9 protein-coding genes are annotated in these 16198 nt (G+C 57.2%); 2 read left to right on the top strand and 7 right to left on the bottom strand.

Translation table 11 applies throughout. The features are described 5' to 3' along the window. Positions 1 to 25: 25 nt before the first annotated feature. From ACGY09_RS18770 to ACGY09_RS18760, 3 genes are all read right to left on the bottom strand, one after another. Positions 26 to 3712 (bottom strand): PQQ-binding-like beta-propeller repeat protein, encoded by a 3687-nt coding sequence (locus tag ACGY09_RS18770; RefSeq protein WP_397568944.1) that lies wholly within the window; start codon positions 3710 to 3712, stop codon positions 26 to 28. Between the two features lie 7 nt (positions 3713 to 3719). Further along, positions 3720 to 5237 carry a serine/threonine-protein kinase gene (locus tag ACGY09_RS18765; protein ID WP_397568943.1) on the bottom strand — a complete coding sequence of 506 codons (1518 nt, stop codon included), beginning with the start codon at positions 5235 to 5237 and terminating at the stop codon, positions 3720 to 3722. A 126-nt stretch (positions 5238 to 5363) separates the two neighbouring features. Further along, positions 5364 to 5978 carry an RNA polymerase sigma factor gene (locus ACGY09_RS18760; RefSeq protein ID WP_397568942.1) on the bottom strand — a complete coding sequence of 205 codons (615 nt, stop codon included), beginning with the start codon at positions 5976 to 5978 and terminating at the stop codon, positions 5364 to 5366. Positions 5979 to 6424: 446 nt separating this feature from the next. Between ACGY09_RS18760 and mfd the strand changes: the two genes are divergently transcribed. Continuing rightward, positions 6425 to 10126: a transcription-repair coupling factor gene (mfd, locus tag ACGY09_RS18755; RefSeq protein WP_397568941.1), complete on the top strand. Its 3702-nt coding sequence runs from the start codon at positions 6425 to 6427 to the stop codon at positions 10124 to 10126. Positions 10127 to 10151: 25 nt separating this feature from the next. On the opposite strand, the gene ACGY09_RS18750 is transcribed toward mfd, so the two are convergent. From ACGY09_RS18750 to solA, 4 genes are all read right to left on the bottom strand, one after another. Continuing rightward, complete coding sequence (locus ACGY09_RS18750) at positions 10152 to 11771, bottom strand: DUF6798 domain-containing protein (RefSeq protein WP_397568940.1); 1620 nt, start codon at positions 11769 to 11771, stop codon at positions 10152 to 10154. 269 nt (positions 11772 to 12040) lie between these two features. Next, positions 12041 to 12256, bottom strand: coding sequence for an RNA polymerase subunit sigma (locus ACGY09_RS18745; protein WP_397568939.1), 216 nt, complete (start codon positions 12254 to 12256; stop codon positions 12041 to 12043). A 153-nt stretch (positions 12257 to 12409) separates the two neighbouring features. Beyond that, on the bottom strand, positions 12410 to 13573 hold the full coding sequence (locus tag ACGY09_RS18740; RefSeq protein WP_397568938.1) for a S1C family serine protease: 1164 nt from the start codon (positions 13571 to 13573) through the stop codon (positions 12410 to 12412). 627 nt (positions 13574 to 14200) lie between these two features. Next, complete coding sequence (gene solA, locus ACGY09_RS18735) at positions 14201 to 15358, bottom strand: N-methyl-L-tryptophan oxidase (protein WP_397568937.1); 1158 nt, start codon at positions 15356 to 15358, stop codon at positions 14201 to 14203. A 342-nt stretch (positions 15359 to 15700) separates the two neighbouring features. Here solA and ACGY09_RS18730 point away from each other — a divergent pair, with 342 nt between their 5' ends. Next, entirely contained in the window at positions 15701 to 16117 is a 417-nt protein-coding gene (locus ACGY09_RS18730) for a hypothetical protein (protein WP_397568936.1), read from the top strand. The last annotated feature ends 81 nt before the right edge of the window (positions 16118 to 16198 follow it).

The following is a 16198-nucleotide window of genomic DNA, read 5'->3' as shown; positions in this document are numbered from 1 at the left end:
GAAGGCAGCGGGTCGAAGACTGAAATCAGTCGTCGCAATAATCGCCGCTGAGATAGATCAGCCGCTGTCCATCCGGCGTCCAGGACATGTCAAAGTTATTACGCGTCGGATCCTGACCAGGCACAAGCTCTACCGAACCAGGCTTGTCAGGGTCGAACTCATACAGTTGTTTCAGCCCCTTGCGAGCCGAACAAACCCCTGAAAAAACAATCCGATCTCCAGCAGGATGCCAGGCAAAGTCCGTCATTACGTTCTGGCGGAATGTATGATGAACCTTCAGATCGGCAATGTCGTCAATTCCGGTCATCGTCGTCGTGCAGATATCGCGTGCGCCGTTGGAACGAACACCCACAAAGCAGAATGACTTCCCATCCGGTGACCACGTTCCATTAGAGACAATGTGAATGAAGGGATTGGATCGCCCCCCGATAATGGTGCGATTGGTCCCGGGTGTCAGGTCCAATACCGTAAGTTCAGGGCTGAAGGTCACGGCAACTTTGGTACCATCGGGCGACATCTGACCACCTGATCCAGGCCTGATAAAGGTGCGTTCCTGAGACTCCCGATCAACGCGCCAGATGCCCGAACGGGGTTCCTGACGCGTACAGAGCAAGTACCGGCCGAAAGGGAACCATGTCGGCATCTGGCCTGAGCAGATGCGTTTCGGGGGCCCACCATCAATCGGCATGACAAAGATCTGCATATCGTCTGAGTTACCAAGGGGAGCCGCGTCAAACGCGATCCATTGACCGTCGTGAGACACCGCCGGAGATCCGACCAGGGGGTGCCCTTCGAACTGATACAGCAACTTCAATTCGCTCCCGTCCCGACTCAGTGAAAAAAATTCGTTCGGTTTTTTCTCGAGTGGTTTCGCGGAAATTCGCGTCACAGGCTCACCCCGAAGCGGAGTGCTTGCCGGCGTGCTGTTGTCGCGCCCGGAAGTGGCCTTCGCAGAATTCTCCTCGGACTTCGGGGTCACCAAGATCGGGGCCGAACGGTTAAGCGTTGAGCTACTGAAGCTTCCTCTCACAGAACTCGATCGAGCGACAGACGGTACAGACTTCGGGTCACTCCACCGAGTCTCCTCACCCTCAATCAATTCTGTAGCACGTCGTTTCACAATCTGGGTTCGTTGAGCCTTTCGTTGTTCGAGTTGCTCCTCCATCCGACTGAGCCGTGCCTGCATCTCCCGTAATCGAGATTGCTCGATCTGGGTCTTAAGATCCAGTGCTTTGGCCAGTGTCTCTTCCAGTGCCTGTCGCGCGTCCTGGATGGCATCTGACTCAGGAGTGCCAACCGGACTGACCTTCAACATCTGCCGAATCTGTTCGGCTTGTCGAGTTGATCGGGATTCATACTTGGCAACCTCATCCTGCAGCCGTCTCACCTCCGCAGAATCCAGCGCCAGTCGCAGTTTTTTTTGAGCATCTCCGGGAGCCACCAGCTCGGGTCCCCCCTGCACCGAATCCGGCTGAACAACATCCGGTGAAGTCCATTCGCCACTCCTGGATGACAGGACGTAGATCTGATCTCCAATTTTGACGGACAGCGTATTCCGCAAATGAACCGGCTCCGCATCCCTCACGATCTCAGGCGGAAGTCTTAACATAGCCCAGCGACCAATCTTGCTGCTGTACCCAAAGATCTGTTGATTGATCACGACACTTGCGAAGACATCGCTTAATGTCGCCTTCTTCAACCTCGACGAACCATCGTCTGGATTTGCAACTGTCAGAGTGTCCCACTTGCCAAGCGACGAACTGTAAGCCGCGATACCGTCCTTTGTTTCCACCAGCAGCACGTCAGCGCTCTCCAGACGTGACAATGGATTATCGGTTTTCAAGGAACCTGGTTCAGCCACGGATGAGTCAGCGGAGGGTGTCTGAGAATTCGGCTCAACGGTCGGCTCACGGGCAGGCGGTTGTGCCGGACGACTTCCTTGACCGGACACAGGTCCGTCGATTGTTTCAGCTAAGGGATTTGACGTCGCGGAGACTGTCGTCTCGTCCGTCCGCCGTGCATCGCTTCCCGGAGAATTGGCGCCGGACTTGAGAGCATAGAGCCGATTCTGACTGGCCACATAGAGTGTGTCGTTCGCCACAATCGGCGTCGTCCGGATAGACTTGTCGAAGCGATTCTCAGCGAGAACCCGATGAGTCTTTGATAGTTCGAAGACCACAACATCCCCACCCACGTCGCAGATGTAGACTTTGTCCTCCACGATTAACGGAGAAGACTGGACGGGCGAAAACATGTCGTGAGTCCAGTAAACAACTGGCTTACCCTCGTTAACTTGCTTCGCATCCAGGCAGTGCACAACGCCTGACAGGTCGGGCACAATCAGCAGATCATTCTTAATCGCAACACTGCTGACCGTACGATGCAGGATCTCTTCAAATTCAATCTTCCGATTCTCGTTACGGTCGCTTTGGTCGTACTGCCATCGCAGGGCCGAGTTGGGATTCGGAATTGCCTGGTGTCCCTGCGTGGGATCAATGGCCGCCAGCCGTTGTGGGGGGACTTCCTTCCCTTCAGAGTCGACCGCCAGTTCAATGCTGACGTCCCCTTCACGGGTCGGATCGATGCAGTACAGCATCCCCGCTCCGTCACTGCTTTCCTGGTCTTCCCCCATCCCGATATAGAGATAGCCATCGTAGAATACCGGCGTCGCCACAATCGGATTACGGATCTGATCAGTCCCGCCGACATTGACCGAGTATTGGACCGCTTTGGGATTTCCATCAAATTTCCAGAGGAGTTTGGCTCGCCCCAATCCGTCTCCTGCCGGGTCAAAGCTGTAGATCCATCCGTCGCCCCCGGCCATGACCACCTGGTCTCGTCCCCCTGCATGGAAGATGCAGGGACTTGACCATTGGCCGTGCAGGATGTTTCCTCCCGGCGAACTGTCGGACCAGATCAGTTCGCCAGTCGACTTGTTCAGGCAGATGAAACTGGGTGCCTTAGCGGTCGGAATGCTCAGATGATTCGAATCCACGCCGTTACCCGTGATGACAAAGCAATATTCCCCCAGGCACGTGATCGAGCAGGAACTATGCTTGTGAGGGGTCACTCCCAACTGCGTCATCATGTCGAAGTGCCAGACAATGTCGTCCTCGTCCCGATTCTTATTGCTCTCGGACTTATACGGTCCATCGTTCTGGGCATCGTGGAACCCTTCCGTATCGAGACAGACGACTTCCGCACGTCCCGTCACGTACCAGAGGCGATTCCCCTCGCAATAGGGCGTTGAACAGTTCCCCAAACTGGCGACGAAGTTGCTTCGCCCCGTTGCCAGCATCAGCGTGGACGCCTGCCACAGGAATGCGCCCGTCTTTTCTTCAAACGCAATCAACGCCCCCAGATTCATCTGAGAGGGATAGCGCTTCACGTACCCGTGTGTGTTATTCGTTCCGACAAAGATCTTACCATTTGCGACGACGGGACTTCCGTTCGTCTGCGAGCCAAGTGGCACTGACCACAGGACATTCTCTCCTGTGCGGACATCCCAGTGAACGGGGATAGCTGTCCCGGCAGGAGTATTGTTTCGTCGAGACGAGCCGCCCCATTGAGGCCAGTCGAGGGGACCGACTCTCATCGCCTCCAGACTTTCCAGTACATCCCGGGTGGGATCAAACTTCTCGTCAGCCGCAGCGTGCTGGAACAGGACGAGACACGCGACAACTGCGGTGATCATTGAACGGAAACTTGACATGACAACCTCAATTGTGCTTCGAATCGGTGAATTCAGAGTCGTCCGCCAGTGTCGCCTCGAGCAGTTCGACCAGCTCTTCGACAGCGTCCAGTTCCGAAGCGGTGTCGTTCCAGTGCGGCAGAACGGGCACTGTCCTGGCTTCCTTTTGTGCATCGCTCGCTCCAGCCGCATCGATACCGTCCAGTTGCTGGAGATCGCTACCAAGCGACGTCACTAGCGAATCGGTCCGGGTGGAGAGATTCCACGTTCCCCAGGCAGCGAGCGTGCAAAACCCCAGTCCAATGACTGTCCTGCTGACCAGTCGCCGGGATCGCCCGGCGCCAGCGGAGGCGGAGCGTCCTTCCTGCGGCCGCAACTCCCAGTCACCGACACCTTGAGGAAAAGGGACCGTCGTCGGTTGCTGGACGTGCGCCAGACAGGCTTCGAGGAGATTCGAAACATCCTGAGCCCGGGCGAAGCGACTGGCCGCATCTTTCGAGAGCAGTTTCATGACGATCCGCTCAAGCCACGCGGGAATGTCCGGATTGATCTCTCGAATCGGGCGAGGCGAGGTTTCGCGGATCCGGCGCAGAATTCCGAAGGTCGTTTCCGCACGAAACGGCGGCCGACCAGTACACATGGCGTAGAGCACGCCTCCCAGGCTGAACAGGTCCGAGCGGCGATCAACGGCGTCACCATTCGCCTGCTCGGGTGACATATACTGTGGCGTTCCGGCAATGATTCCCGTGCGAGTGAGTGTCGCGTCGTCGACTGCTCGGGCCAGGCCGAAGTCCGTCAGCAACACCCGATCGACATTATTCTCCAGCAGGATATTGGCCGGCTTGACATCGCGATGCACGAGCCCCTGGGAATGAGCCGCTGCCAATCCCGCCGCCGTCTGCATTCCGATGCGAAGGATATCCTTCAGTTCAAGTGCCCCTTTCCGGTCGAGTCGTTCCTGCAGCGACTCACAGGCAACCAGGGGCATCACCAGAAACGGCAGTTTGGCCGTTGCATTCACCGAGTGGATCGCCATCACGTGAGGATGGACGACCGCGGCAGTCGCCTGGGCTTCGCGGGCGAATCGACGCCGGGCCGCACCACTGGTTGCCAGATTGGGCGACAGGACCTTGACCGCCACATGACGATGAAGTTCCTGCTGATAGCATTTCAGCACGATCCCCATCCCGCCCCGTCCAATCACTTCCAGCACTTCATACTCACCCAGCCGTCCCAGCGATCGGTCGTCGTCGCTGGGGTCCAGAAAGTCGACCGCGAAGTCCGAGGAAAAGTGCGAGACGTCCTCGTCGTAAGGTGGGGGACTGTAATTCGTCATGACCGTGCGACGAGCGGCGCTGCGTGCGAGTCGCTGACTCGCTTCTTCCCACCAGTTGGTTTGAGCGGCGAGGACTTCAAAATCCCGACGACAGTCGTCGCATGAAGAAAGATGCTCTGCAATCAGCGACTCTTCCGGCTCGGGAAGTGATTCTGTCAGCAGCTTTTCAAGCTTCGCGTGATCGCAATGCTGAGTATGTCGATCGTTCATGGCACGAGGCTTCACTACAAGGTTTTGTCGGAGCAGATTCTTCTACAATCGCAAAGTCAGTTACAAGGTTCGAAGAGATCACCCACTAGCCGGTCCGCCATCCGGAATCCGCGCATCAGACTCAGGTCACGTATCACGCTCAGCCTCAAATCCCTCGACGATCTGCCGCAGTCGGGCGATGACCCGGCTGCGCGCGACATAGACGCTTCCCGTCGTCATTCCCAGGCTCTCGGCCACATCTCCGATCGGTTCGTTCAACACGCAGGTGCGCCAAAACGCTTCCCAAGTTGAAGGCTGAACTTCGCGCCGAGCCCGATCGGCCGCCGCGTCGAAAATCTCGTTGCGATATTCTTCATCGAACGCGGCACACGTCCGATGATCGGGCTCGGGCAGACTCTTGAGCACCAGGAGCATGTCGGAACCACCCACTCCGCGACGCGCCGGCCCCCGTGCCGGAACTCCACGCTGGATGAACTTCAGTGCCAACCGGCGAGCAATCGTAAACAGCCACCTCCGAAATGAGGCTTCGCGGCCATCAGGTTGCCATTCCTCCACCGCAAGAGCGACCGCCATGACGACTTGCTGGGTGACGTCCCGTGCATCCGCCTCCTGCAGCCCCCGCTCCCGCAGCATTCGCAGCAACAAAGGTTCATACATGGCAATGAATTGGGCCCACGCCTGCTGATCCTGGGGATCACGCAGCCGCAACATCAAACTCGCACGGGTCTGGGGGTCTACCATTCATGACGCTCCAAATTGCTGCGTATCTATTCCACAGACGCCGGCGATCTTACACAGGATTTTTCATTTAAGACAGAATAACTAAATCGTTATGAACGGCGATGCTATTCTGCCGAACTTCGAGACATTGCGGTAAGCAAAAACTCAAACTTTGCCGGGATCTCCGTGATCTTCAGGAGAATTCGATGGACCGCTTTTCCCAGCCTGCCATCGCGATTGGACGTCAAATCCTGATTCGACCGGGGCACAATCGCACGTTCTTCGTCCACCCGTCCGTTCCTCTCGCGAATCCGGGGTGAGTTATCTATGATCCTTGAAATGATCGATTGATAGACTTTTCCCGCATCGCCCAGACGGGCTGTGTTGGGATGTTGTCGTTTGCGCCGCGGCAAATCAGGAGATTGAGCTGCGGCCTCACTCAGTTATGGATGGCAGCAACAGAAAATATGATTGCACAACTAACGGACCTTCCTGGCCGGATGCTGACTCAACCGGGAATGGCAGACGTGATTGCCCGGTTGCGCGCAGGCCAGGATGCAACCGTCGACGGCGCATGGGGATCCTCCGCTTCCCTAGCGGCCGTGACTCTCAGTCAACAGGCTCCGGGTACGTTGATCGTTGTCCTGCCACATGAAAAGGATGTGGACGGGTTCATTTCGGACGCCAGTTCGTTCGGAATCGAGCCGGACAATTTTCCCGCCTGGGCTGCTGTCCCGCACGAACTGAGTATTACCGATCCCATTCTCGGTAACCGGCTGCGGATTCTGCGCGCATTTGAGTCTGCATCTCCCCCGCGAATGATCGTGACCACGATTCACGCGCTGCTTCAGCCGGTCCTCACCCGCGAAGCACGTTCTGTCGCTTCTCGGACAGTTAAGGTCGGGGACGAGCTCGATCTGGACGAACTCACCACCTGGCTTGTTCGTCATGGATTCGAAAGAACAACGGCCCTGGAACTCCCGGGCGAGTTCAGCATCCACGGGGGGATCGTCGATGTTTATTCCCCCGATGCAAGCGACCCGGTGCGCATCGAGTTGTTCGGTGACGAAATCGAATCGATCCGCCTGTTCGACGTCGAGACGCAACGAAAGGTCAAGGACCTGACCGAAGTCGATCTGGCCATCGTCACGCAACTCGGCCACGAAGGGGATGCTGCACCACACACCCCTGAGCCGCAGGAGGGGGGGACGGTCAATGACACGGTCGCTCTTTCGAACCTGAACGCCTCGGCACTGGACTCACTTCCTGAAGATGCCTGGATTGTTCTTTACGACCTGTCCGAGATTGTCATGGAAGGGGGGCGATACCTTGACCGGATGTCGGAACCTCGCGGCCTCTTCAGCGTTGCATCGACCTTGGAACGATGCACCCGACGGCCCTATGTGACGATCGCTCCCTTGCTTGCAGAAACCACGTCCCCAACCTGCCATTTACAGGTCGAATCGATTGAGCGCGTAGGGGGAATCAAAGGTGAAGCACTCAAGTCGCTGGTCGAAGTCCTGAGGGACGACGAGTCGGTGCTGATCGCCTGCCATAACGAAGCCGCACGGACTCGATTGAGCGAACTGCTGACCGAGGTTTTCCCTGACCCGGCGACCGTCGAGGCTCAATCCTCGTCCGATGAGGGCGCTGCGGGACGTGGCACCACGGAAAGGGATCCAGCGTCACCCCCCTCCCCTCATGCGGAACCACAAAGTCCTGTTTCCAGGAAAAAAGGGACCGACGAGAAACCATCCATCGCCAGAGAGTCCACGCCGATCAGCCGCGCAAAAATGGATAATGCGGCCGGCGGAGGCTTGAAGAGGTTTTTGCGCAACGCGGCGAAAGACGCCACACCCGCTAGCGCCAGCGACAAAACTAACACGGAAGCGGCGCCCGCTCAGAAAACACCTTCCACCCATACAACGTCCTACATTCCGGAACTGAGTGCCACGAGCCTGGCCGCAGATCCGATCAGCACTCATCCGATACTTTCGCGGATCCGTCTTTGCGTCGGTCATGTAGGCCGCGGGTTTCGACTGCGATCAGATCACCTGATCGTGCTGGGTGACAATGAACTGTTTGGCCGGTCCGAAGTCCGACGTACCACGAAGAAAAGCAAAATCGAATCGCGAGCGATCGACAGCTTCCTGGATCTCAGCCCCGGAGATCTGGTCGTACATCTCTCGCACGGGATCGCCCGTTTCCGGGGGATGGAGATTCAGCAGAAGGGAGATCACACCGAGGACCACCTGGCGCTGGAGTTCGGTGGCGGCGTAAAAATGTACGTCCCGGTGTCGCTGATCCATCTGGTTCAGAAATACATCGGCGGTGGGAAAGCTTCACCTGAGCTTTCGAAACTTGGAGGATCCAGCTGGGCGACCAAGAAGAAACGCGTCGCAGAAGCGGTCTGCGACATGGCTGCCGATATGATCAAGTTGCAGGCCGAACGTGACATGAAGCCGGGCCTGCAATGTCCGCCCGACAGTCACTGGGTCGAAGAGTTTGATGCAGCCTTCCCTTACACCGAAACCGTGGACCAGTTGCTGGCGATATCAGATCTGAAGAAAGACATGGAGCAGTTACGCCCCATGGATCGACTGATCTGCGGTGACGTCGGTTATGGCAAGACCGAAGTCGCCATGCGCGCGGCCTTTAAAGCCGTCGATGCCGGTCGTCAGGTCGCGATCCTGGTTCCCACAACTGTCCTCTGTGAACAGCACTTCCGCAGTTTCAGCGAGCGAATGGCCGAGTTTCCGGTCAACATTGCGTCACTCAATCGTTTCAAGTCTGCCAAAGAAGTCCGTGATACCCTGGCCGGCCTCGCGGATGGCACGATCGATATCTGCATTGGGACCCATCGCCTGGTCAGCAAAGACGTCCGCTTCAAAGATCTGGGGCTGCTGATCATTGATGAAGAGCAGCGGTTCGGCGTTGAGGTCAAAGAACTGCTCAAGCATCTGCGACTGGAAGTCGATGTGTTGACCCTCTCCGCGACCCCGATTCCGCGCACACTGCATATGTCACTGGTCGGCGTGCGAGACATCTCGAGCCTGGAGACCCCTCCTCAAGACCGGCAGGCGGTCGAAACCCATATCTGCCGCTGGGATCGGGAATTGATCCGGTCTGCGATCGTTCGTGAACTGAACCGTGACGGACAGATCTACTTCGTTCACAATCGCATTTACAACATCGAATCGATTGCAGATCAGATCCGCAGCATCGTCCCCGAAGCCAAAGTCGACATCGTTCATGGGCAGATGAGCGAAGATCCGATGGAACTGGCGATGTGGAAGTTCGTCCAGGGTGAGACTGACGTTCTCGTCGCGACCACGATCATCGAAAGTGGACTGGATATCCCGAACGCGAACACGATCTTCATTCATCAGGCCAACAACTACGGCCTCGCAGAACTGCATCAGCTACGCGGTCGCGTCGGTCGGTATAAGCACCGGGCTTACTGCTATCTGGTGCTCGAAGAGGGAAAGACCCTGACGCCTCAGGCTTCGCGAAGACTGAAAGCGATCGAAGAATTCAGCGAACTGGGGGCCGGTTTCAAAATCGCCATGCGCGATCTGGAAATCCGCGGTGCGGGAAACATTCTTGGAACCGAGCAATCCGGACACATCGCCTCCGTTGGTTATGAGCTCTACTGTCAGTTGCTGGAAAACGCGGTTCGTGCAGCCAAACGACAGCCGCTGCGTGAACATCGACACGTGGAAGTGAATCTCCCCGTTACAGCATTCCTTCCGTCCGAGTACATCCCCGAGGGGCGTCCCAAGATCGAGATGTACCGCAAGTTTTCAACCGTTGCGACGCTGGAACTGCTGGAAGAATTGAAGACCGAACTTCGCGACCGATATGGGCCGTTGCCCGAGCCCGTTGAAAAGATGATTCAGATCCGCGAACTGCAAATCCTGGCGGTCCAGTGGCAGATCGATGACATTCATCTGGAGCCGGGGTACGTCGTCTTCGGATACCGTAATCCGAAAAAGATCGCCAAGCTGGCACGACTGAGCTTCGACCCCATCCGCATCGTGGACGAACGCGAAGCCTGTCTCGTCCTGCCGCCCAAGCCACCTGAACCGGAAGAACTGCTCGGGCTTCTCAAGCGAGTCCTTCAGTCGGAACTCCCCAAGTTCGCGGACAAAGGCTACCACAGCGACTGACCAACGGACGAACAGCCACGCACGACTAATCGAGACTTTCCAGGTCGTAGACCTGGAAAGTCTCGTTCTTGTAGGCGGGGGTCAGTTCCATCGGACCCAGTCGGTCCGTCAGCAGGTGCGTCGCACCGGTCCGGGCTCGCAGATCCTTGAGTTCTGCGTTCGAGTACAGTCCATCCGCGTAGTTTTCTTCAAACCACTTCTGCAGGAAGTTCAGCCGGCGATTCCATTCGACGATCCCCGCGGCATCCTGTGGACAGTCCTTGAAAGAAACATATTCCGCACGACGTGCAAACCACTTGAATGCCCATCCGTTACTGGGCGATAGAACCAACGCGTCCTGCTTGAGATGGGTGTCGATCCAGCCACAGGCATCCAGCCAGTCGTGGCGATTCTCGCGCGAGTAGCGGTTCTGGTCCGTCCGGGAATGGGCCAGCAAGGCGGCTCCCAGAAAGCAAACCAGCAGCAGCCACTGCGGTTTCCAGATCAGACCAGCAAGACCGGGTGAGCGTGGTGCCACCAGCAGAGTTCGTTCAAGCACACTGACCAGACTGATGCTGAAAGCAACGGGCAACAACACGTCGGCCAGCCGAAAGGGATAGAATTTCAGCAGGTTCATTCGTTCGGCAAAGTACGGCATCAGTTTCGCCGGACGAGGTCCCCAGCCGATCAGAATGCCGACGAACGCGAAGACGACCGCCCACAGCACGATTCCATCCAGGCGGATTTTCGCCAAGGTGCGCCCACCCCATGCCACGCTGCAGACCCAAAGAATCAGCAGAATTGCGTAGCCGACATACGACTGGGCGGAAAACATCATCGGATCAAGATGATGGGCGAGGCGGAAATAGACCTGCAGGTAAGTCCCGGCGTAACGCGTCTGGGCCGGTACCGTTTCGGTCAACAAACGGAAGACCGGGATCAGTCCCGGTAGCGAGACAACCGTGAAGATGGCTACTGCAATCCACGCCTGACGGGCTGAGTGGCCTGTTGCTGTCGAGGCCTGCGGATTTCCCATTTCGGCCGCAGCGGCATCTTGCCGCTGATAAAGCAAGCTGGACGTGAATGACCGGCGGTACCGGCGGGAATCCATCACGAAACTGACGATGCGACTCAAGGCATACGCCAGAACACCCCAGACACCGACGACAGGGTGAAAACTGATCGCCAGGCCCGCCCAGAGAGCCGCGCATCGGGGTCGCTGCTGAAGCGTCTCGGCAAAGGCCAGCAGCAGGAACCCATAGCAGGGAACTTTTCCCTCTACGCCGCCAACAAGCCACTCACCCGAAAAATTGCCGATCGAGGCCAGAGTCAGATAGACCCAGGCGACCCACAGACTGGACCACTGCGAGCAGAAGATTTGCGAGAGGCTTCGGGTCCAGCCCAAGGCGAGCAGAAAATAGACGATGCCCCGCCCCGCCCACGCCGCCTGATCCAGCGAGAGAACCTGGGTCAATGCCCCGATCGTCGCATAGAACACCGTATGAGCATTCGGAGAGGTTAGAAAGAAATCCGGTGCACACCAGTCGGGCTGCCAGTAATGGAGTGATTTGCAAAGATAATGAGGCTCGTTCGCGCCGGGAACCGGCGCGGCCAGAGCGCTATAAAGAAGAAATGTTGCCCATACTGCGATGAGTACGGGCCACATTGGTTTTTTGTGCGCTTCACTCATGACGGGCGGGCAATCAGACATCGGCTAAAACCCCAGGCGGGCCATTCGCCGATGATACGGCAATACACAGGCAATGACCGCTTCACCGCTCACGTAACGCGGTGGCCGGCTGCAACGGAGACAGGCGACCTGCGGAATGAGACTGATACTCGTCACCGAATCGACAGGACACATTCGATTCAGAGGGGCGCAGATCGCGATGGCCAGGTCTGCGGCAGAGTCCAGGACCGCATCCGCAAGCAGGATTATTTCTTCTTGGTGGCGGCCTTCTTCAGGGCGCTCTTCTTGGCAACAGCCTTTTCGGCTTTTACAGCCGTCTTCTCAACCTTCGCAGCGGCGACCTTCTTGGCGGCGACCTTCTTAGCAGAGGCAGCTTTCTTTGTCGCTGTGCCACCGAAAATACGGTCATAGTTCTCCCAGAACTTTGGTGTTGTACCAGTACGAACAATTGGACCGCCCATTAAATACTCCTCGTATGATGAATCAAGATTGCGGCCGGCATCCCGCGATAGGTTGATAACATTGCCGTAGAACAGTTTGCGCTATCAGACGCGCGACGATTCTTCAATCGATAGACTCGACTGTCAAGCGAACCGCGCGTTGTTCACTTGAAATTACTCAGCTCGTTCGACCGATTCCGGTGTCCCCAGCTTCAGCGGGATCGTAATCCGTCTCCCTTCGCGTACGATTGTCAGCATCACTCCATCACCCGGTTGCTTCCCTTCGATGTACCCGAGGAAATCGTCGGCAGTCACGACTTTCTGATCATCAATGGCCACGATCAGATCTGCGGCCGATCGATCTTCGCGGTTCAATGTAAAGGGACCTCGCCGCGTCTTGGTAATCTTGGGACCACGTAATCCTGCTCGCTCGGCCGGCCCGTTGGGTCGCATCTCGGCGATCAAGAGACCCTTCTCGGTTTGATAGACTTTATCAATCCCACTTTCCGGTCGGATGACCCGCCCATTCTTGAGAAGTTGCGGAACCACTCGCGAGATCAGGCTGACAGGAATTGCAAAACCGACTCCCGAACTTTGCCCCGATGTCGTGGCAATGGCCGTGTTGATCCCAATCAAACGTCCGTGTGAATCGAGCAAAGGCCCCCCCGAACTTCCCGGATTGATGGCCGCATCAATCTGGATGATCGATTTGATCTTCCAGTTCCCGTGGATCTGCAGAGACCGATTGAGGCTCGAGATGATTCCCGTGGTAAGCGTTCGCTCGAGACCAAAGGGATTCCCCAGGGCAAAGACCCGCATGCCGACGCGCAGGACGCGTGAATCCCCGAACTGCACGGGAAATAACTCACCTTCGATGTTCTCGATCTGGATCACGGCCAGATCATTTAGTGGGTCTGCCCCGATCATGGTTGCCGTGTAGCTGGTTCCGTCGTAAAGGGTCACATTGATTTCACGAGCCCCTGTCACGACGTGGTAGTTCGTAAGGATATGTCCTTCGTGATCGATGATCGCTCCTGAGCCTGTCCCCTCGGAGTGTTCGGTCAGTAAGAGTCGCTCGGTCTTCACCGATTTGGCGGTGATGTTCACGACGCTCCGATTGACCGCTTCGTATACGGCAACAGAGATCGCCTCTTCAGGAGAGAAGCCATCTTCGTCGTAGATTCGCGAGGTACTCGGGCGGACTCGCTCGACAGGAGATTCCATCCGCGTTCGCCGATCTTGTGCCGTCAATACCCCGTCCACAGGCCCTTGAGTCATCCAGATTGTAAACAGACTTGCCAGCACGGCGGATAACAGACAGCCCAGAAAAAACCGCATGATGCACCTCGTTGATCTGGCGAATGACTGAAGAGACCTGCGAGTCTGTTGCCATCCCGGCGGCACACTTCAGTGCGCGCCCGCCAGCACTCTCAATACTGATGGATTGAAACATTCCGAAACTCGCCCGCCCGCCAATGTTCTCGACAGGCAATCACGGTTCGTCCTGACATCTGGTGATACCCTCGAATGAATCCACGAAGCAGACTGCCGTAACCCTGCGCCGTCCCGTGCGTCACTCACCGAATCACAGGTTCCGCATGCATCTGACCAGACGCAAACACTCCATCATGGCATCCTGTGATACTTCGTGGTGTTCTAGGAGAAAACGGGCAACAGCGGAAGATGAAGTCATACCGGAACCGCTTCATGCGCGACCAGAACCGACTGCCGCTGGAGTTTGCCACTTACCGTTCACTCGAAAGTTCGTCGTCCAGACCAGATCTGGCTCTGGAAATTGGGGGACGGACAGAGCACTCCTTTCCCCCGCGCCGAGTTGTTACCCGTTACCCGTTACCCGTTACCCGTTACCCGTTACCCGTTACCCGTTACCCGTTACCCGGCGCTAAGCTGAAAATGCAATCAGCCGATTTGTAAGTGCTCAGATGATACCGGCGGGCCGGAATATCATCCCCTGAGCGCAGGACGCGAAGTACCGAGAAAGCCGATCGGCAGCGAGGTGGTTCCTTCGAGTGCCAGATCCGCCAACGCTTCGCCGACGACCGGACAGAATTTGAAACCATGTCCCGAGAACCCTGCCCCCACGACGATGTTCCTCCAGACGGGATGAGTATCAATCACAAAGTGCTGATCGGGAGTCACCGTGTACAGACAGACCGAATGGCGAACCGGATCCGGCAGCGCGTCGGGGATGAATTGCTCGACGAACGACTGGAGCCGGACCAGGTCTGAGGGATGCAGTTCGCGATCGACTGTGGCGGGATCGTCAACGGGGTCCCCTCCGGAATGTTCTGCCACTTTGATCGTGGTTCCGTCCAGGCTGGGAAATCCATAGAACGTCCCGTGCGGCAGTTCATAGAAGTAGGTCGGGGCTCCCTGGTCTGCCGCCAGTCGGGGCTGACGAAGGGGGAACCAGCAGACAGTCTTGCGAAGCACACGGAGTGGCAGATTTGCTTGCTTGAGCAAGTCTTTTGCCCAGGCCCCCGCAGTCACGACAAGTGATCGAGCCTGATACTGACGGCCACTCGTCCGCACCTGCACCGTGGTGCCGTCCGTCGACCAATCCAGTACCGGCTCACTCTCGCGGATGAGAGCGCCGTGACGAACGGCCTCGTCGATGTGGGCTCGCACGCAATCATCGACGAGCAGCGTCCCCGCGCCTGATTCAAAGGCGACCGCGTGTTCCGGGGGAAAAACTAATCCTGAAAATCGCCGTTGAGCCTCTTCGGGGGACAGATTCTCCAGTTGCAGTCGATGGAGTTCCGCCGATTGCCGAGCCCCGCGGATCGTCTCTCCTTCAGGGGGGCCTGATAACACGAGCCCCGTCGGCAGCAAGAGCTTTCGTCCCGTAGCGGACTCTAACTGGCTCCACAGGTCATAGGCCCGATGCAGCAGGGGAACATAGTCGGGATGTTCGAAGTAAGCTTTCCGGATAATCCGCGATTCGCCGTGCGAGCTACCGCGATTATGGCAGAGCGGATACTGCTCCAGTCCCAGTACTCGGACACCACGGCGCGCCAGTTCAAGACACGCGGCCGAACCCATTCCTCCGACGCCCAGCACGATGGCATCGAACATCCGGTCATCGTCAGTTGGCGATTGCATAGGCGATCTCGTTCTCATCCGCTGCTCTAACACTGCATCGTCAAGCAGTGTCTCACGAAACTCAACTGGTGGGAAGTTCACCGCGGCTGCTACCGGATGCTGATGGTCAGCAGGATCAGGGATCCAGTCGCGGCGGCCCCGCTTGACGCCCTGAGGAACGTCGAGCGGGTGGAGCAATCCACTTCCAGCAATTTCGGGAAGCCACCGCATGAGTCCGCCGGAGTGACCTTGCACGGTTCAGCCGAAGTTGGTTGGATCGATGCCACAACTTCAGTCCCTCACACCCGGAACATGTTTTCATCGAAGTCCGCTGTCGATTTCACAGCTCTCGGAGAATGTGGCATGGGTGACTACTTCCAGTACCGGCGTCGATGGATCGGTATCCCGATCCTGTTCGTGACTTGCCTGATGGCCGGGGCTCTGGTCGATAGTTATCTTCGCTTTCGACTGATTCAGGTCTATGAAAACCCGCGTGAATTTGTTTACTGGTCACTCTTGTCACAACGAGGCAAACTGACGCTGACAAGGCATGCGACAGGTATCTGGTTCGGCCTTCCAATTCAGTTCCATCGAACGGGTCGTCTGACGAATTGCGAAGACATCGATGGGATTCCCTACTGGTATATCGTGTCGCCTCTTACCGTGCTCTCCGCCTGCCTGCTGCTAACTCGTCCAGCCTCATTCAGAAAGAGAACCCCGACTCCGAACAGCCGCAACCGGCTGATGGGGACGCCCGTTTTCGGCGTGCGCCCTTCGTAGTCACCGCCCCCCTGAACGTGTTGTCGATGGAAAGAAGATCGGATACTTCTGCCTCGTGTCCCTTCGTGCCAAGCGACCGCA

This window comes from Schlesneria sphaerica (assembly GCF_044336245.1).
GTDB classification, from domain to species: Bacteria; Planctomycetota; Planctomycetia; order Planctomycetales; family Planctomycetaceae; genus Schlesneria; species Schlesneria sphaerica.
Note: the sequence above shows the minus strand (reverse complement) of the source record. Positions and strands in the feature narration are given on the sequence as shown.

Coding starts and splice junctions, on each gene's coding strand:
- ACGY09_RS18740 (WP_397568938.1), bottom strand. CDS start 13,573: ATGCGGTTTTTTCTGGGCTGTCTGTTATCCGCCGTGCTGGCAAGTCTG.
- ACGY09_RS18730 (WP_397568936.1), top strand. CDS start 15,701: ATGGGTGACTACTTCCAGTACCGGCGTCGATGGATCGGTATCCCGATC.
- ACGY09_RS18745 (WP_397568939.1), bottom strand. CDS start 12,256: ATGGGCGGTCCAATTGTTCGTACTGGTACAACACCAAAGTTCTGGGAG.
- ACGY09_RS18760 (WP_397568942.1), bottom strand. CDS start 5,978: ATGGTAGACCCCCAGACCCGTGCGAGTTTGATGTTGCGGCTGCGTGAT.
- ACGY09_RS18765 (WP_397568943.1), bottom strand. CDS start 5,237: ATGAACGATCGACATACTCAGCATTGCGATCACGCGAAGCTTGAAAAG.
- ACGY09_RS18770 (WP_397568944.1), bottom strand. CDS start 3,712: ATGTCAAGTTTCCGTTCAATGATCACCGCAGTTGTCGCGTGTCTCGTC.
- mfd (WP_397568941.1), top strand. CDS start 6,425: ATGATTGCACAACTAACGGACCTTCCTGGCCGGATGCTGACTCAACCG.
- solA (WP_397568937.1), bottom strand. CDS start 15,358: ATGCAATCGCCAACTGACGATGACCGGATGTTCGATGCCATCGTGCTG.
- ACGY09_RS18750 (WP_397568940.1), bottom strand. CDS start 11,771: ATGTGGCCCGTACTCATCGCAGTATGGGCAACATTTCTTCTTTATAGC.